This is a genomic window from Streptomyces sp. NPDC002676, from assembly GCF_053592455.1.
Window position 1 is genome coordinate 164,583 of sequence record NZ_JBSFVT010000003.1, and the last position, 17,124, is coordinate 181,706.

At 72.2% G+C, this 17,124-nt stretch carries 17 protein-coding genes and 1 tRNA gene; 9 read left to right on the plus strand and 9 right to left on the minus strand.

Annotation, left to right across the window (positions count from 1 at the left end; translation table 11 throughout):
* Positions 1–87: 87 nt before the first annotated feature.
* Both ACWD3E_RS11080 and ACWD3E_RS11085 read right to left on the minus strand, forming a co-directional pair.
* The gene (locus ACWD3E_RS11080) at positions 88–627 is read right to left on the minus strand and encodes an FHA domain-containing protein FhaB/FipA (RefSeq protein ID WP_451387255.1); all 540 of its coding nucleotides are present in this window, start codon (positions 625–627) and stop codon (positions 88–90) included.
* 10 nt (positions 628–637) lie between these two features.
* Complete coding sequence (locus tag ACWD3E_RS11085) at positions 638–1,522, minus strand: FhaA domain-containing protein (protein WP_451387256.1); 885 nt, start codon at positions 1,520–1,522, stop codon at positions 638–640.
* Between the two features lie 489 nt (positions 1,523–2,011).
* Between ACWD3E_RS11085 and ACWD3E_RS11090 the strand changes: the two genes are divergently transcribed.
* The 4 genes from ACWD3E_RS11090 (at position 2,012) to ACWD3E_RS11105 (ending at position 5,095) form a co-directional block, all read left to right on the plus strand.
* Positions 2,012–2,095, plus strand: a tRNA-Leu gene (locus tag ACWD3E_RS11090).
* Positions 2,096–2,380: 285 nt separating this feature from the next.
* Positions 2,381–3,814: a DUF2252 domain-containing protein gene (locus ACWD3E_RS11095; RefSeq protein WP_451387650.1), complete on the plus strand. Its 1,434-nt coding sequence runs from the start codon at positions 2,381–2,383 to the stop codon at positions 3,812–3,814.
* Positions 3,815–3,906: 92 nt separating this feature from the next.
* Complete coding sequence (locus tag ACWD3E_RS11100) at positions 3,907–4,716, plus strand: hypothetical protein (RefSeq protein WP_451387257.1); 810 nt, start codon at positions 3,907–3,909, stop codon at positions 4,714–4,716.
* A 49-nt stretch (positions 4,717–4,765) separates the two neighbouring features.
* Positions 4,766–5,095, plus strand: coding sequence for a rhodanese-like domain-containing protein (locus tag ACWD3E_RS11105; protein ID WP_451350073.1), 330 nt, complete (start codon positions 4,766–4,768; stop codon positions 5,093–5,095).
* A 44-nt stretch (positions 5,096–5,139) separates the two neighbouring features.
* Here ACWD3E_RS11105 and ACWD3E_RS11110 read toward each other — a convergent pair whose 3' ends face one another.
* From ACWD3E_RS11110 to paaA, 6 genes are all read right to left on the minus strand, one after another.
* Positions 5,140–6,273 (minus strand): acyl-CoA dehydrogenase family protein, encoded by a 1,134-nt coding sequence (locus ACWD3E_RS11110; protein WP_451387258.1) that lies wholly within the window; start codon positions 6,271–6,273, stop codon positions 5,140–5,142.
* A 169-nt stretch (positions 6,274–6,442) separates the two neighbouring features.
* The gene (locus ACWD3E_RS11115) at positions 6,443–7,507 is read right to left on the minus strand and encodes a 2Fe-2S iron-sulfur cluster-binding protein (RefSeq protein WP_451387259.1); all 1,065 of its coding nucleotides are present in this window, start codon (positions 7,505–7,507) and stop codon (positions 6,443–6,445) included.
* On the minus strand, positions 7,507–8,034 hold the full coding sequence (gene paaD, locus ACWD3E_RS11120) for a 1,2-phenylacetyl-CoA epoxidase subunit PaaD (RefSeq protein WP_451387260.1): 528 nt from the start codon (positions 8,032–8,034) through the stop codon (positions 7,507–7,509). The genes ACWD3E_RS11115 and paaD overlap by 1 nt, the downstream gene beginning before the upstream one ends.
* Positions 8,028–8,747 carry a 1,2-phenylacetyl-CoA epoxidase subunit PaaC gene (paaC, locus tag ACWD3E_RS11125; protein ID WP_451387261.1) on the minus strand — a complete coding sequence of 240 codons (720 nt, stop codon included), beginning with the start codon at positions 8,745–8,747 and terminating at the stop codon, positions 8,028–8,030. Before paaC ends, paaD begins: the two co-directional genes overlap by 7 nt.
* Positions 8,744–9,031 (minus strand): 1,2-phenylacetyl-CoA epoxidase subunit PaaB, encoded by a 288-nt coding sequence (paaB, locus tag ACWD3E_RS11130; protein WP_451387262.1) that lies wholly within the window; start codon positions 9,029–9,031, stop codon positions 8,744–8,746. The genes paaC and paaB overlap by 4 nt, the downstream gene beginning before the upstream one ends.
* On the minus strand, positions 9,028–10,080 hold the full coding sequence (paaA, locus tag ACWD3E_RS11135; RefSeq protein ID WP_451387263.1) for a 1,2-phenylacetyl-CoA epoxidase subunit PaaA: 1,053 nt from the start codon (positions 10,078–10,080) through the stop codon (positions 9,028–9,030). The genes paaB and paaA overlap by 4 nt, the downstream gene beginning before the upstream one ends.
* 274 nt (positions 10,081–10,354) lie before the next feature.
* Here paaA and ACWD3E_RS11140 point away from each other — a divergent pair, with 274 nt between their 5' ends.
* Genes ACWD3E_RS11140 through ACWD3E_RS11150 form a run of 3 tightly spaced genes read left to right on the plus strand, consistent with a single transcriptional unit; the run spans position 10,355 to position 13,148 of the window.
* Entirely contained in the window at positions 10,355–11,182 is an 828-nt protein-coding gene (locus tag ACWD3E_RS11140; RefSeq protein WP_451387264.1) for a DUF5819 family protein, read from the plus strand.
* Complete coding sequence (locus tag ACWD3E_RS11145) at positions 11,179–12,396, plus strand: HTTM domain-containing protein (protein ID WP_451387265.1); 1,218 nt, start codon at positions 11,179–11,181, stop codon at positions 12,394–12,396. Before ACWD3E_RS11140 ends, ACWD3E_RS11145 begins: the two co-directional genes overlap by 4 nt.
* Complete coding sequence (locus ACWD3E_RS11150) at positions 12,393–13,148, plus strand: TrmH family RNA methyltransferase (RefSeq protein WP_451387266.1); 756 nt, start codon at positions 12,393–12,395, stop codon at positions 13,146–13,148. Before ACWD3E_RS11145 ends, ACWD3E_RS11150 begins: the two co-directional genes overlap by 4 nt.
* A gap of 7 nt (positions 13,149–13,155) precedes the next feature.
* Here ACWD3E_RS11150 and paaN read toward each other — a convergent pair whose 3' ends face one another.
* The gene (gene paaN / locus ACWD3E_RS11155; RefSeq protein WP_451387267.1) at positions 13,156–14,850 is read right to left on the minus strand and encodes a phenylacetic acid degradation protein PaaN; all 1,695 of its coding nucleotides are present in this window, start codon (positions 14,848–14,850) and stop codon (positions 13,156–13,158) included.
* A 158-nt stretch (positions 14,851–15,008) separates the two neighbouring features.
* Between paaN and ACWD3E_RS11160 the strand changes: the two genes are divergently transcribed.
* Complete coding sequence (locus tag ACWD3E_RS11160) at positions 15,009–16,523, plus strand: 3-hydroxyacyl-CoA dehydrogenase (protein ID WP_451387268.1); 1,515 nt, start codon at positions 15,009–15,011, stop codon at positions 16,521–16,523.
* Positions 16,520–17,107 carry a TetR/AcrR family transcriptional regulator gene (locus ACWD3E_RS11165; RefSeq protein WP_451387269.1) on the plus strand — a complete coding sequence of 196 codons (588 nt, stop codon included), beginning with the start codon at positions 16,520–16,522 and terminating at the stop codon, positions 17,105–17,107. The genes ACWD3E_RS11160 and ACWD3E_RS11165 overlap by 4 nt, the downstream gene beginning before the upstream one ends.
* Positions 17,108–17,124: the final 17 nt, after the last annotated feature.

The following is a 17,124-nucleotide window of genomic DNA, read 5'->3' on the forward strand; positions in this document are numbered from 1 at the left end:
CCACCCTCCGGTCGGGAGCGCGCCGGGGACCGGGGTGTGGCCCGCCGTTGCGTGCTCGCTCCGCTCGCGCTCACTCATGATGTAGCACTACTTCCGCAGCTCGATGACGGTCTTGCCGATGCGGATCGGCGCGCCCAGCGCGATCGGTGTGGGGGTCGTCAGCCGGGACCGGTCCAGGTACGTGCCGTTGGTGGAGCCGAGATCCTCGACGATCCACTGGCCGTCGCGGTCCGGGTAGATCCTGGCATGGCGGCTGGAGGCGTAGTCGTCGTCCAGCACGATCGTCGAGTCGTGCGCCCGGCCCAGGGTGATGGTCTGGCCCGCGAGCGCGACGGTGGTGCCGGTCAGGGTGCCCTCGGTCACGACCAGCTTGGTGGGGGCGTTGCGCCGCTGGCGCCCGCCGCCCTGCTGGGCGCGCTGCTGGCTGCGCTGCTGGCCGCGCTGCTGCGGGGGCGCGGCCGGCTGCCGGCCGCTCTGCTGCTGGCGTCCGGCTTCCCTGCGCGATCCGCGCTGTGTGACGCGCGTACCGAACAGGTCGCTCCGGATGACCTGCACGGCCACGATCACGAACAGCCACAGTACGGCCAGGAAACCCAGCCGCATGACCGTGAGGGTCAGCTCTGACATTGCCCCCGCTTCACCCTTCGGCTTGCCTATAGATAACGGTGGTGCTGCCCACGACGATCCGCGAGCCGTCGCGGAGCGTAGCGCGGGTGGTGTGCTGCCCGTCCACCACGATGCCGTTGGTGGAGCCGAGATCCTGGATCGTCGAGGGCGTTCCGGTCCGGATCTCACAGTGCCGGCGGGAGACGCCGGGGTCGTCGATCCGCACGTCGGCTTCGGTGCTGCGGCCCAGCACCAGCGTCGGGCGGGAGATCTGGTGGCGGGTGCCGTTGATCTCGATCCAGTAGCGGGTGCGCCCGCCGCTCGCGGGACCGGCCGCCGGCCGCTGGCCGGCGGGCTGCGGGTAGCCGTAGCCGCCGGGGCGGGCGCCGGGCGGCGGCGAGGCAGGCATCGGGGGGGCGCCGGCGGGGGCGGGCGGGTAGCCGTAGCCGCCAGGAGCGCCCTGGCCGCCGTGGCCGCCGGGAGCGGCGTGGCCCGGGCGGCCCTGCGGGACGGCGGGGGCCTGTGAGCCCTGCTGGCTGCTGGAGGAGGCGAGCGTACGGCTGCGCACCCGGTACAGGCCGGTGTCGAGATCGTCGGCCTTCTCCAGGTTGACCTTGATCGAGCCCATGAACGTGTACCGCTGCTGCTTGGCGTAGTCGCGCACCATCCCGGCCAGCTCGTCGCCGAGCTGCCCGGAGTAGGGGCTGAGGCGCTCGTAGTCCGGCGCGCTCAGCTCCACGATGAAGTCATTGGGGACGACCGTGCGGTCCCGGTTCCAGATGGTGGCGTTGTTGTCGCACTCCCGCTGGAGCGCGCCGGCGATCTCCACGGGCTGGACCTCGGACTTGAAGACCTTCGCGAAGGTGCCGTTGACCAGGCCTTCGAGACGCTGCTCGAACTTCTTCAGGACTCCCATGGGGCACCTCCTCCGTCGCTGCCGTTCTGCCTTCTACTACGTACTGCTCACTGATCGTATCTACGCGTCCGGCAATCAGCCGGTTCCCCCAGCGGCCACCCTTCGAACTCCTCCCGGCACCGGTTTCCGGCGCTCATCCTGGCAAGGATCGTAGAGGCGGCCCAGGACCAGTGTCCCGCACCCGGCAGCACACCTGTCCCGCTCCGGGAGAGACGGCCTGGACCGGTACGAGGTTGATACGTGAACAAGGACTCCCTGATACGTGCGGGGCGCGGGTAAGGACGCGGGCCGGGATACGGCCTGGGATACGGGCGCAGGGGCCGGGTCACGTGCGGGCGGGCCGGTGTGTGGGCTCGCCCCGCCTCGGCGTCCGGCCTGGGCATCGGGCCTGGCGAGAAGGGATGTGAACCCACCCCGAGCCACGTGCTAATGTTCTCGATGTCGGAAGGGGCCAGCCCGAAAGGGCCGGAAACGGAAGACACACCCAATGCGCGGGTGGCGGAATAGGCAGACGCGCTGGATTCAGGTTCCAGTGCCCGCAAGGGCGTGGGGGTTCAACTCCCCCCTCGCGCACGCAGAGGCTACGGGCCCATCGTGAAAACGATGGGCCCGTAGTCGTGTTCCGGGGGTTCTGGGGTGCTCCGGGGAGTTCTGTGGATGTTCCGGGTTGTGAGGAAGTTCTCAGCGGCGGGGCGCCGCCGAGTTGTCCACAACAGCCGGGTTTTCCACAGGGTCTGACGCGTTTCGGTCACCCGCTGTACGGTCTGCACGAGTTGATGTTCGGGCTGTACGGGGGAGGCGGTCGCGGTGACCGAGGCCGGTGCGGGAGTGGCGCAAGCGGCGGAGCCTGCGGGGCTGGTGGGGCCGGGGGACCTGTCGGTTCCGGTGCAGCCGTCGGTTCCGGCGGTACGCCGGCTGCCCCAGGTGCGCGGCTTCGCGCAGTGGCCGTCCCGCGGCACCGCCAAGGAGGAGGGCAAGGCGCTCAGGGCGAGCGTGCCGCGCTCCGTGCACCGCACCCTCGACCTCGACGGCTCCCGCCCGGACGCGGTCAGCGCGGTGGAGGAGTCAAACACCGGCCGCATCCCGGAGCTGACCCCGATACGGGTGGGACGGATGGCCGCGACCCCGTTCGCCTTCCTGCGCGGTTCGGCCGGCCTCATGGCGTACGACCTCGCACGCACCCCGTCCACGAGGATCGGCACCCAGATATGCGGCGACGCCCACGCCGCCAACTTCGGCCTGTACGGCGATGCGCGCGGCGGCCTCGTCATCGACCTCAACGACTTCGACGAGACCGTGCACGGCCCCTGGGAGTGGGACCTGAAGCGGCTCGCGGTCTCCCTGGTGCTGGCCGGGCGCGAGGCGGGCGCCGACGAGGACACCTGCCGCGCGGCGGCGCAGGACGCGGCCGGCGCCTACCGCCGCACCATGCGGCTGCTCGCCAGGCTGCCCGCGCTGGACGCCTGGAACGCCATCGCGGACGAGGAACTGGTCTCGCACACCGACGCCCACGACCTGGTCGGCACGCTGGCACGGGTCTCGGAGAAGGCACGCGCCAACACCAGCGGCCGGTTCGCGGCGAAGTCGACCGAGACCGCCGAGGACGGCGGACGCCGGTTCGTCGACGCGCCCCCGGTCCTGCGCCGCGTCCCGGACGCAGAGGCCGCCGCGGTGGCCACGGCCCTGGAGGAGTATGTGACGACTCTCTCCGAGGACCGCCTCCCGCTGCTCGCCCGGCACGCCGTGCACGACGTGGCCTTCCGCGTCGTCGGCACCGGCAGCGTGGGCACCCGCTCGTACGTGGTGCTGCTCCTCGACCACCGCGGACAGCCGCTGGTGCTCCAGGTGAAGGAGGCGCGCCCCTCGGCGCTCCTCCCGCACCTGGCCACGGCCGGCTTCGAGGCGGCTGCGGTGGCGCACGAGGGCCGCCGGGTGGTCCTCGGCCAGCAGCGGATGCAGGTCGTCAGCGACATCCTGCTCGGCTGGACGACGGTCGACGGGAGGCCCTTCCAGGTACGCCAGTTCCGCAACCGCAAGGGCAGCGTCGACCCGGCCGCCCTCGCCGCCGACCAGATGGACGACTACGGCCGCATGACCGGCGCCCTGCTGGCCCGCGCCCACGCCCACGGCGCCGACCCCCGCCTGATCGCCGGCTACTGCGGAAAGAACGAGGAACTGGACGAGGCGATGGCCGACTTCGCGGTCGCCTACGCCGACCGCACGGAGGCGGACCACGCGGAGCTGGTGACCGCGATCCGCACCGGGAGGCTCGCGGCCGAGCTGGGGGTGTGAGACCCGGGGGTGTGACGGGGCGGAGCTGCGCTTCCCTGCGGTGAGATACCGCACGTCCGGTTCAAGCCAGGCGCAGCGCTACCCTGGGGCGCGTGACGACCCCGGAAGCCGACCAGTCCGCACCACGACCCGAGGAGCGGCTTGAGCAGGCCGTACGGGCCGCCGAGCAGGCGTTGATCGAGTACGAGATCGCCGTGGAGACCTTCCGCGTCGAGGTCGAGAACTTCTCCCGGCTGCACGAGCAGAAGCTCGGCCCGCTCTACGCCCGCATCGAAGAACTGGACGCGCGGATCGCCGAGGCCAGGGCCGCCCGCACCGGCGACCCCGAGGACCTGCGCCATGCCGAGGAGGCCCGCGCCCGCGTCCAGCCCATCCCCGGCGTCGAGGAACTCCTGCACGGCTGGATGGACGGCCACGGCCTGTTCCCTGAGGCCGCCGCGATGCTCACCGACCAGGCCGTACGGCCCCCGGAGCGGGTGCGTCCCAGCGAGGAGGCCCGCAAGCTCTACCGCGAACTGGCCCGCAAGGTCCATCCCGACCTCGCGCAGGAGGAGGGCGAACGGCAGCGGCGTGAGGAGTTCCTCACTCGCGTCAATGCCGCCTACGCCCGCGGCAGCGAAGCCGAGCTGCGGGAACTGGCCGAGGAATGGGCGGCCGGCCCCGTACCGGCCGAGCGGCTGCCGAGCCCCAGCGAGGAGCTGTACGAGCGCCTCGAATGGCTCGCCCAGCGCAAGGAACTGCTCCACCTCGTCGCCCGCGAACTGGAGAACGGCGCGATCGCCGCCATGCTCCGCCTCGCCCCGGACGACCCCGACGGCCTCCTGGACGAGATCGCCGGCCGGCTGCACGCCGACATCGCCGAACGGGAGACGGAGCTGGCGGCCCTGCTGGCGGGGGAGTGAGCCACACGGTCCGTCGGGTAGCGTCGGGAGCATGAGTTTCGGAGCTGGTGTGCCCACGGTCGAGGTCACGGACCTCAAGGACGGCGACTTCCTGCTGGACGTCCGCGAGGACGACGAGTGGCAGGCGGGCCACGCCGCGGCGGCGCTGCACATCCCCATCAGCGAGTTCGTCGCCCGCTACGGCGAGCTGACGGAGGCCGCCCCGCAGGACGGCCGCGTCCACGTCATCTGCCGCTCCGGCGGTCGCTCGGCCCAGGTCACGATGTACCTGGTCCAGCAGGGCATCGACGCGGTGAACGTCGACGGCGGCATGCAGGTCTGGCAGGCAGCGGGCCGCCCGGTCGTCACGGACGACGGTCAGCCCGGCTTCGTGCTCTAGCTCGGCCTGCTGGTTCCGCCTGCAGTTCGTCGTCGGCTTGGGGGTCAGCTGAGCGGATGCGCCGCCAGCAGGTCGCCCAGCGCCTCCTCGTACGCCCCCGCCGGGCCGAGCGCCAGCTCCAGGTGCTTGGCCCAGGCGTGATACCGGTGCAGCGTGTACTCCGTGTCCGCGCCGAATCCGCCGTGCAGATGCTGTGCCGTCTGCACCACCCGGCGCACCCCCTCCGCCGCCCAGATCTTCGCCACGGCCACGTCCCCGGCAGCGGGCAGCGCCCCCGGCGCCCCCGAGGCGATCCGCCAGGCCGCCTGCCACAGGGTGGCCTCCATGGCGCGCAGGTCGATGTACCGGTCGGCGGCCTGCACGGCGACCGCCTGGAACGTCGCGATCGGATACCCGAACTGCTCGCGTTTCCCGGTGTATTCGCTAGTCATCCGCAGCACCCGCTCACCCAGCCCGAGCGCCAGCGCACACGTGCCGGTGGCCAGCAGCGCGTGCAGCCACTCCCAGGCACCGTCGGCCTCGATGACGTCCCCGGCCGGGATCCGCGCGGCCCGCAGCCGCAGTTCGGCCAGCCGCTCCCCGCTCGTGGACACCTGCTCGGCCAGGACCACCCCGTCGTGTTCCCGCGGCACGAGCGCCAGCACGGTGCGGCCGGCCCCGGTGTGCGCCGGTACGACGACCAGGTCCGCGTCGTACGCCCACGGCACCCCCGTCTGCACCCCGTCGAGCACCCACGCCTCGCCGTCCCGACGGGCGCTGACGGCGAGCCCCGCGGGACCGTGCCCGGTACGGCCCTGCGCGGCGACCGTCAGCACCACCTCCCCCCGCCCGGCCGGCCCCAGGAGGCGCTCCCCCAACTCCCTGCCGCCATAGGCCTGTACGACGGCCGCGCCCGCGCTGTGCTCCAGCAGCGGCACCCGCGCGAGCACCTTGGCGGACTCGCGCAGCACCAGGCACAGCGCGACGGCGTCCAGGCCCGCCCCGCCGTACCCGGCGTCGAGCAGCAGGCTGAGCAGATCGGCGTCCGCGAGCCTGCCCCACAGCTCCCGGTCGAGGCTCTCGGCGACGGCCCCGGTGGTGAGCGCCGGACTGGGCACCGCATCCACGACCACACCGGCGAACACCCCCCGTGCCGCCTCGGCCGCCGCCTGCTGCTCCTCGCTGAAGGTGAAGTCCACGACCTGTCCTCCCGGCGCATCCGGCCCACGTCCAGCTGGTCCCGTCGGATTCGGGCGGGCGGGCTGACGGGGCGTCAGGGAGGCAAGATAGAACAGGTTCTAGGAGAAGGGAATGGGGAACGGACTTGGGGCCCCTCCCCCTCCCCCTCCCCACCCCCGCCCCGTCACCTCAGCGGTCGAAGTCCAGCTCCACGTGTTCCGTCACCGGGTGCGACTGGCAGGCCAGCACGAAACCGGACTCCGTCTCGTCCTCCTCCAGCGCGAAGTTGCGGTCCATGCGGACCTCGCCCGAGACCAGGAAGGCCCGGCAGGTGCCGCACACCCCACCCTTGCAGGCGTAGGGCGCGTCGGGGCGGTTGCGCAGGACCGTCTCCAGCAGGGACTCGCCGTCCTGGACCGGCCAGGTGCCGCCGCGTCCGTCCAGCCGGGCGGTGACGGTGCTGTGCTCGGGCACTGGTGCGGTCGAGGCCGGCGCCGGGGACGCGTCCACGTGGAAGATCTCCTGGTGGATCCGGGCCCGCTCCACGCCCAGTTCGCGCAGCGCCTCCTCCCCGCCGGTCACCAGCCCGTAGGGCCCGCACAGGAACCAGCCCGCCACCCGCTCCACCGGCAGCAGCGCCGGCAGCAGCCCGGTGAGCCGTTCCCGGTCGAGCCGCCCGGACGGGAGGCCCGCCTGCTGCTCCTCCCGGGAGAGCACGGTCACCAGCTGAAGCCGCTCCGGGTAGCGGTCCTTCAGGTCGGCGACCTCCTCCAGGAACATCATCGAGGCGGCCGTACGGTCACTGCGTATCAGGCAGAACCGGGCCTCGGGCTCGCGCGCCAGCAGCGTCGAGACGATGGACAGCACGGGCGTGATGCCGCTGCCGCCGACGATGGCCGCGTACAGACCCGGCGCCGGTTCCAGGGTGAAGCGCCCGGCCGGCGTCATCACGTCCAGCACGTCGCCGAGGTTGATCTCCTTCAGCGCGTAGGTCGAGAACGCGCCCCCCTCCAGCAGGCGTACGCCCACCCGCAGGGTGCTCGGGCCCGCGCCGTCCGGGTCGGGGGCGGGGGAGCAGATCGAGTAGGTCCGCCGGATCTCGGTGTCGTCGACGATGCGGCGCAGGGCGAGGTGCTGGCCGGGTGCGTGCCGGTACTCCGCGCGCAGCTCCGGCGGGACGGCGAGGGTGAGGGCGACGGAGTCGTCGGTGAGCCGGTCGACCGCGGCCACCTGGAGCGGGTGGAAGCGCGCCATCACAACTCCTTGAAGTGGTCGAACGGTTCATGGCAGGCGAGGCAGCGGCGCAGCGCCTTGCACGCGGTGGAGGAGAACCGGCTCAGCAGCTCGGTGTCGGCGGATCCGCAGTGCGGGCAACGGACGGGGTCCGGTTCCGCCGCGAGGGTGCGGGTCGGGCCGAGGGTGAGCGTCACCGGGCCGGTGTCGTGGCCCTCGCGCGGGGGAGCGATGCCGAACTCCCGGAGTTTGCGGCGGCCTTCGGGGCTGATGTCGTCGGTGGACCAGGCGGGCGTGAGCACCGTGCGGACGGTGACCTCGCGCATGCCGTGCGCGCGCAGGACTCGTTCGATGTCCAGGGCCATCGCCTCGATGGCCGGGCAGCCGGTGTAGGTCGGGGTGAGGTCGACCTCGACCCTGTCGGGACCGCTGACGTGGACCGCGCGCAGCACGCCCAGCTCCTGGAGGGTGAGCACGGGCAGCTCGGGGTCGGGCACCGAGCCGGCCAGCTCCAGCAGTTCCGTCTCCAGGGCGGTGGCGGTCACCATGTCGCCCCCGGGTGGCTGCGGTGCAGGTGCTGCATCTCGGCGAGCATCCGCCCGAACGGTTCGGTGTGCAGGCCCTGCCGTCCGGCGCCCGCCGACCAGGCGCCGGTGCGCGGACCCTCGGGCACGGTCAGGGTGGCCCGGCCGAGGACGTCCGTGACGGACTCCAGCCAAGCGGCCTCCATGCGCGCCCAGTCGACGTCCAGGGACTCCACCGGCTGGAACATCTCCCCGGTGAAACGCCACAGCGCCTCGCAGGCGCGCTGCATCCGGTCGTGGCTGAGCTCGGTGCCGTCGCCGAGCCGCAGGGTCCACTGTTCGGCGTGGTCGCGGTGGTAGACGACCTCCTTGACCGCCTTGGCGGCCAGCGGCGCGAACGGGCCGTCTCCGGCCGCGAGTTCGGCGTAGAGCAGCTGCTGGTAGGTGGAGAAGTACAGCTGGCGGGCGATGGTGTGGGCGAAGTCGCCGCCTGGCTGTTCGACCAGCTGGAGGTTGCGGAAGGCGCGCTCCTCGCGCAGGTACGCCAGCTCGTCCTCGTCGCCGGCCATGGACAGCAGGATCCGGGCCTGGCCGAGGAGGTCGAGGGCGATGTTGGCGAGGGCGACCTCTTCTTCGAGGACGGGGGCGTGGCCGGCCCACTCCCCCAGGCGGTGGGAGAGCACCAGGGCGTCGTCGCCGAGGGCGAGTGCGGCGGTCGCGGGGACGGTGGCGGTCACAGGTGCTTCACCCCTTCCGGGATCTCGTAGAAGGTCGGGTGCCGGTAGGGCTTGTCGGCGGAGGGTTCGAAGAAGGGGTCCTTCTCGTCGGGCGAGGACGCGGTGATCATGGTGGCAGGGACCACCCAGATGGAGACGCCTTCGCCGCGCCGGGTGTACAGGTCGCGGGCGTTGCGCAGGGCGAGTTCCGCGTCGGGGGCGTGCAGGCTGCCGGCGTGGGTGTGGGAGAGGCCGCGCCTGGAGCGCACGAAGACCTCCCACAGGGGCCAGTCGGTGGTGCTCATGCTCGGTTCGCTCCCGTCTCCGCGGTGTTCCCGGTGTTTCCGGGGGTGCCGGTGTCGGCGGTGTGTCCGGTGTGCTTGGCCGCGTAGGCGGCGGCTGCGTCACGCACCCACGCGCCCTGGTCGTGTGCGCGCCTGCGCTGGGTGATCCGCTGTTCGTTGCAGGGGCCGTTGCCCTTGAGGACGTCCCAGAACTCCGCCCAGTCGATCGCGCCGAAGTCGTGGTGGCCGCGCTCCTCGTTCCAGGTCAGGTCCGGGTCGGGGAGGGTGAGGCCCAGGGATTCGGCCTGCGGGACGGCGATGTCGACGAAGCGCTGGCGCAGCTCGTCGTTGGAGTGGCGCTTGATCTTCCATTCCATCGACTGCGTGGAGTGCTGGGACTCGTCGTCGGGCGGGCCGAACATCATCAGCGAGGGCCACCACCAGCGGTTCACCGCGTCCTGGGCCATCGCGTGCTGCTCGGGGGTGCCGTTGCTGAGGGCCAGCAGCAGCTCGTAGCCCTGGCGCTGGTGGAAGGACTCCTCCTTGCAGATCCGCACCATGGCGCGCGCGTAGGGGCCGTAGGAGCAGCGGCACAGGGGGACCTGGTTGGTGATGGCGGCGCCGTCCACGAGCCAGCCGATCGCGCCGACGTCGGCCCAGGTCAGCGTGGGGTAGTTGAAGATCGAGGAGTACTTCTGGCGCCCGCTGTGCAGCTTGTCTAGGAGCTCGTCGCGGCTGGTGCCGAGGGTTTCGGCCGCGCTGTACAGGTACAGGCCGTGGCCGGCCTCGTCCTGGACCTTGGCCATCAGGATCGCCTTGCGGCGCAGGCTGGGCGCGCGGGTGATCCAGTTGGCCTCCGGCTGCATGCCGATGATCTCGGAGTGCGCGTGCTGGGCGATCTGCCGGACCAGCGTGGCGCGGTAGGCGTCGGGCATCCAGTCGCGTGGTTCGACGCGCTCGTCGGCGGCCACGGCCGCGTCGAAAGCGTGCTGGTAGGCCGTCGTGTCGACGGTGTCCGGTGCGCCGTCCGCCGGTGTGCCGGCCGTGCGGTGCGCGGCTGCTGTGGCCATGCGGTCCCCCTCACCTCGGGCTCTGCTTGAACGCCTTCCCGACCGATCGTTCGGTCCGTGCGTGTCAATGGTGGGCCGGGCCGCCGTGAGGTGTCAACTGCTGTGGACAACCGCGTCGGCTGCCTGTGGAAAACCTCATGGGTTCCCCGGGGCTGCGCCCGGCGGGCGGGGCTGAGTACCGTTCCGTGCGGGTGTCACCGCGTGACGCCCGTGCATCATGCGGCGCCTGTGGCGGGCGGCCGGACCACGGAAACGGAACGGGGATCGGGACGGAATGGACGCGTACGACGAGGACTCGCATGCCCGGCCGGGGCCGGACGGGTCGGAGGGGGCGCGTCACCCGGACCACACCGGAACCCAGGTGCACGCCGATCCGGAAGGGCGCAGCGAGCCGGAGGGGCATGCCGGGCCGGAGGGTCACAGCGAGCCACAACGGCACCCCGCGCCCCAGGCCCGTACCGGTGTCGCCGCCCTCTCCCCCCGCTACCAGGTCGGCGCGGCCCTCGCGCTCGCGGTGGTCGGGGTGGCCGCCTGTGTGCACCTGGGGATGGTGTTCCTGAGCCTCGCCCCGGCGAACACGGTGTCCAAGCAGCACGGCACGGCGATCGCGGACTGGGTGGACCCGGAGTTCGAGCAGAACTGGAAGCTGTTCGCCCCGAACCCGCTGCAGCAGAACATCGCCGTCCAGGTGCGCGCCGAGGTGCGGACGAAGGACGGCACGCTGCGCACCACCGGCTGGAACGACCTCTCCGCCCTGGACGGGGCGGCCATCGACGGCAACCTGATGCCCAGCCACACCGATCAGAACGAGCTGCGCCGCGCCTGGGACTTCTTCGTGGGCTCGCACACCGCCGACAACCGTCCGTTGGCCCTGCGCGGCGCGCTCTCCGAGCAGTACCTGCGCCGGATCGTGGTGATGCGCCTGTACCGGGACGACGCGACCGCCGAGGAGGGTGTCATCCAGCGTGTGCAGGTGCGCTCCAGCACCACCAATGTGGAGCCGCCCCAGTGGAGCGGTGAGCGCGTCTCCGAGACGCCTGTCTACCGCCAGCTGCCCTGGTGGACCGTCACGGCCGACGAGGCCGCGGGAGGTGTGCGGTGAACCGCATCGCCCTGACTCTCTCGCGCGGCATCGCCCGCGTCACCGGATCGGCCCTCGGTCCGTACCAGAGCGCCGTGATCCGGATCGGCTTCGCCGGGACCTGGCTGCTGTTCCTGCTGCGGGAGTTCCCGCACCGCGAGGAGCTGTACGGCCCCAACGGCCCCTGGGCCTGGGACCTCGCCAAGCGGCTGACCGACGACAACCACGCCTTCTCGGCGCTGCTGTGGTCCAGGGGTCAGCTCTGGTTCGAGTGCGTCTACGTGCTGGCGGTCCTCGCCTCCGCGATGCTGCTGCTCGGCTGGCGCACCCGAACCGCGTCCGTGCTGTTCATGCTCGGTGTGGTGTCGCTGCAGAACCGCAGCGTCTTCATGGGCGACGGCGGCGACAACGTGCTGCACCTGATGTCCCTCTATCTGGTGTTCACGCGCTGCGGCCAGGTGTGGTCGCTGGACGCGCTGCGGGCGTCGCAGGCCGAGGCGGCCCGCGCGCGCGGGGAGCGCGTTCCCGGCGACCGGGTGGGACCGGCGCTGTGGGCGGTGCTCGGCCTGGCGCTCGGCACGGTCACCGTGAACGGCCGGCTGTTCGACAACGGCTGGCTGGTGCCGGCGCTGCTGTGGACGGCCTGGGCGGTCCTCGGTCTGTGGTGGGCCGTGGAGGGCTGGGCGAAGTCACCGGAGCCGCGGCTCCTGCTGGACGTCGTCGCCAACGTCGTCCACAACGGAGCCCTGTTCGTGATCATGGCGGAGGCGTGCCTGATCTACGCCACCGCCGGCTGGTACAAGATCCAGGGCTCGCGCTGGCAGGACGGCACCGCCGTCTACTACCCGCTGCACCTGGACTACTTCTCGCCCTGGCCGGGCCTCGCCGACCTGATGTCCTCCAGCGGCACGATCATGCTGCTGGTGGCCTACGGGACGGTCATGGTGCAGGTCGCCTTCCCGTTCACGCTGTTCAACCGGCGGATCAAGAACGTCCTGCTGGTGCTGATGATGGCCGAGCACGCCGTGATCGCGGTCGTCCTCGGCCTGCCGTTCTTCTCCTTGGCGATGATCACCGCGGACGCGGTCTTCCTGCCGACGTCCTTCCTGCGCAGGCTGGGCGCGCTGGCCACGCGCGCGCGTGACCGGCTGCTGCGGCGCGGGGACGACGGTGCCGTGCCGCCGCCGCGCTCCCCCGAGGACAGCACGCCGGGCCGCGTAGGGTTCACCGCATGAGCGACCCCGTGACCCGCTGGCGGGAGATGACCGCGGAGACCGTACTGCTCGACGGCTTCCATGCCCTGAAGCACGCGCTGCGCTTCGGGGCCGAGGTCCCGGTGGCGGTCACCACCGACCGGCGGGCCGCGCTCGCCCTCGCGCAGGAGCTGGCGGGGGACGTACGGGAGCGGCTGGCGGCGCTGCTGACCGAGGTGCCGCAGGAGACGTACGTCTCCCTCGTCCCCCGGCCGCACCCGACCGGAGTTGCCGCCCTGGCCGTACGGCCCTCCCGCGAGGCCAACCTGCGGGCGCTGGCCCACACCCCCCGCACCGCCCCGGTCGTGGTCCTCGACAACCCGCGCAACCTCGGCAACGCCGGAGCCGTGATCCGGCTGGCCGCCGGGTTCGGGGCGACCGGTGTGGTCACCACGGGCACGCTCGACCCCTGGCATCCGACGGTGGTGCGCGGCGGCGCGGGGCTGCACTTCGCGACCGCCGTGGAGCGGCTCGACGTGGCCGAGCTGCCCGCCGGGCCGCTGTTCGCGCTCGACCCGGAGGGCGAGGACATCCGCGGCACGAAGCTGCCCGACGACGCGGTGCTGGCCTTCGGCTCGGAGCGCAGCGGCCTGTCGGCCGAGCTGCGCGCGCGAGCCGACCACCTGCTGCGGCTGCCGATGCGCCCCCAGGTCTCCAGCTACAACCTCGCCACCAGTGTGGCGATGACGCTGTACCACTGGAGCGCCACCGGGGGCGCACCCGGCGCCGACTGAGGACGGCTCAGGCGTCCCGGCGTACCTCCACCACCCGGAAGCGGTTGGAGACGAACGCGCCGTCCGTCAGGGCGGCGTTCGTCGCCGGGTTGCCGCCCGAGCCGTGGAAGTCGGAGAACGCGGCCGTCTGGTTCACGTACACCCCGCCGGTCAGGTTGAGCGACAGCTGGGCGGCCTCCTCCAGGCACACCTCCTCGACGGCCTGCTCGGCCTCCGGGTCGGTGGTGTACGCGCCGACCGTCATCGCGCCCTTCTCGCGCACCGTGCGGCGCAGCAGCCCGACCGCGTCGGCCAGCGAGTCGACCGCGACGGCGAAGGAGACCGGGCCGAAGCACTCGCTCATGTAGGCGGCCTCGTCGTCCGGCTTGGCGCCGTCCAGCTTGACGATCACCGGGGTGCGGACGACGGCGTCCGGGAACTCCGGGTTGGCGATCTCGCGGGAGGCGAGGGCGACCTCGCCGAGCCCGGCGGCGGCCTCCAGACGGGCCTTGACGTCCGGGTTGACGATCGCGCCGAGCAGGGCGTTCGCGCGCGCGTCGTCGCCGAGCAGGCCGTCGACCGCGCGGGCGAGGTCGGCGGTGACCTCGTCGAAGGTCTTGTGGCCCTCGTCGGTGCTGATGCCGTCGCGCGGGATCAGCAGGTTCTGGGGGGTGGTGCACATCTGGCCGCTGTACAGGGACAGCGAGAACGCCAGGTTGGACAGCATGCCCTTGTACTTGTCCGTCGAGTGCACGACGACCGTGTTGACGCCGGCCTTCTCCGTGTAGACCTGCGCCTGGCGGGCGTTCTCCTCCAGCCAGTCACCGAAGGACGTCGACCCCGTGTAGTCGATGATCTTGATCTCGGGGCGGGTGGCGAGCGTCTTGGCGATGCCCTCGCCGGGGCGCTCGGCGGTCATCGCCACCAGGTTCGCGTCGAAGCCCGCCTCGGCAAGCACGTCCCGGGCGATCCGCACGGTGAGCGCGAGCGGCAGCACCGCGCGCGGGTGCGGCTTGACCAGGACCGCGTTGCCGGTGGCCAGGGAGGCGAACAGGCCCGGGTAGCCGTTCCAGGTCGGGAAGGTGTTGCAGCCGATGACCAGGCCGATGCCGCGCGGGACCGGCGTGAACTGCTTGGTCAGGGTCAGCGGGTCGCGCTTGCCCTGCGGCTTGCTCCACTCCGCGGTGTCGGGCGTGCGGACCTGCTCCGCGTACGCGTACGCCACCGCCTCCAGGCCGCGGTCCTGGGCGTGCGGGCCGCCCGCCTGGAACGCCATCATGAACGCCTGTCCGCTGGTGTGCATGACCGCGTGGGCGAACTGGTGCGTGCGGTCGCTGATCCGCTTCAGGATCTCCAGGCACACCGCGGCACGCAGCTCCGGGCCCGCCTCGCGCCAGGCGCGCTGCCCGGCCGTCATCGCGGGCAGCAGCACGTCGATGTCCGCGTGCGGGTAGGTCACACCCAGCTCGATGCCGTACGGGGAGACCTCGCCGCCCACCCAGTCGTCGGTACCGGGCTGGTCGGTGAGGTCGAGGCGGTTGCCCAGCAGGGCGTCGAAGGCGGCCTTGCCCGCCGCCGCGTCCAGGCTGCCGCTCTCGCCGTAGGCCTTCGGGTGCTCGGGGTGCGGGGACCAGTACGCGCGCGTGCGGATCGCTTCCAGCGCCTGGTCGAGCGTGGGCCGGTGCTTCGCGATCAGCTCGTGCGCGGTCGGTTCGGCGGCCATGCGGGACCAACTCCTCGTCTGGAGAACTCGTCATCGAGTTCATGCCTGGCAGAAACATGGGCAGAGACAGCCGGTGAGAGCTAGAGTAACCGAACGATCGGTCGGGACAAGGGGGCCTGCCGCATCTGTGGAAAACCCCGTGCGGGAGGATCGCGCACATGACAGCACTCGACCTCAGCAGCCCCGTGGCCGTCGTCGGCACCGGCACCATGGGCCAGGGCATCGCCCAGGTCGCGCTGGTCGCCGGACACCCCGTGCGGCTCTACGACACCGTGCCCGGACGCGCCCGGGAAGCGGCCGACGCGATCGGCGCCCGCCTCGACCGGCTCGTGGCCAAGGACCGGCTCTCCGCCGCCGACCGGGACGCGGCCCGCGCCCGCCTGAAGCCCGTCGACGCCCTGAGCGAGCTGGCCGACTGCGGACTGGTCGTCGAGGCGATCCTGGAGCGGCTGGATGTCAAGCAGCAGCTCTTCGCCGAGCTGGAGGAGCTCGTCGCCGAGGACTGCCTGCTCGCCACCAACACCTCGTCCCTGTCGGTGACGGCCATCGGCGGCGCCCTGCGCCACCCCGGCCGCTTCCTGGGCCTGCACTTCTTCAACCCGGCGCCGCTGCTGCCCCTGGTCGAGGTCGTCTCCGGGTTCGCCACCGACGTCACGTCGGCCACGCGCGCGTACGAGACCGCCCGCGCCTGGGGCAAGACCCCCGTGGCCTGCGCGGACACCCCCGGCTTCATCGTCAACCGGATCGCCCGGCCCTTCTACGCCGAGGCGTTCGCGGTCTACGAGGCGCAGGGCGCCGAGCCGGCCACCATCGACGCCGTCCTGCGCGAGTGCGGCGGCTTCAAGATGGGCGCGTTCGAACTGACCGACCTGATCGGGCAGGACGTCAACGAGTCCGTCACGCACTCCGTGTGGCAGTCCTTCTTCCAGGACGTGCGCTTCACGCCGTCCCTGGCCCAGCGCCGCCTGGTCGAGTCCGGCCGGCTCGGCCGCAAGAGCGGGCACGGCTGGTACGACTACGCCGACGGCGCCGAGCCCGCCGAGCCGCACACCGCCGAGAAGGAGCAGCCGCCCGCCTACGTCGTCGCCGAGGGCGGCCTCGGGCCCGCGGCCGAGCTGCTCGCGCTGATCCGCGAGGCCGGCATCCAGGTCCGCGAGGAGGACGAGGACAACGGCACCCGCCTGGTGCTGCCGAGCGGCGGCCAGCTGGTCCTCGCCGACGGCCAGACCTCGGTGGAGTTCCGGGACGTCGTCTACTTCGACCTCGCCCTCGACTACCGCACCGCCACCCGCGTCGCCCTGTCCGCCTCGCAGGACACCTCGCCGCAGACCCTCGCCGAGGCCACCGGCCTCTTCCAGGCGCTCGGCAAGGACGTCAGCGTCATCGGCGACGTCCCCGGCATGATCGTCGCCCGCGCGGTCGCCCGGATCGTCGATCTTGCCTACGACGCCGTCGCCAAGGGCGTGGCCACCGAGGAGGACATCGACACCGCGATGCGGCTCGGCGTCAACTACCCGCTCGGCCCCTTCGAGTGGAACCGCAGGCTCGGCCGCGACTTCGCCTTCGACCTCCTGGACGAGATGCACGAGCGCGACCCCTCCGGACGCTACGCGCCCTCCCTCGCGCTCTACCGCCACGCGTATGCCACCGACAAGCGGGAGGGCACCTCATGACCACCGCCCGGCGCGACACGTACACCCCCGAGACGCTGCTCTCCGTGGCCGTCCAGGTCTTCAACGAGCGCGGCTACGACGGCACCTCCATGGAGCACCTGTCCAAGGCGGCCGGCATCTCCAAGTCGTCCATCTACCACCACGTCAGCGGCAAGGAGGAGCTGCTGCGCCGGGCCGTCAGCCGCGCGCTGAACGGCCTGTTCGCCATCCTGGACGAGGAGCAGGCGCGCGTGGGGCGGCCCGTGGAGCGCCTGGAGCACGTCGTGCGGCGCATGGTCGAGGTGCTCATAACCGAACTGCCGTACGTGACGCTGCTGCTGCGCGTGCGCGGCAACACCGCCACCGAGCGGTGGGCGCTGGAGCGGCGCCGCGACTTCGACCACCGCGTGGCCGACCTGCTGAAGGCCGCGGCGGCCGAGGGCGACATACGCGGTGACATGGAGGTGCGCCTGGCCACCCGGCTCGTCTTCGGAATGATCAACTCCATCGTGGAGTGGTACCGGCCCGACGCGCGCGGCGCGACCGGCCGCGAGGTGGCCGACGCGGTCGTACGGCTGGTCTTCTCCGGCCTGCGCCAGGCCTGACCCCGGCCTGCGCCAGG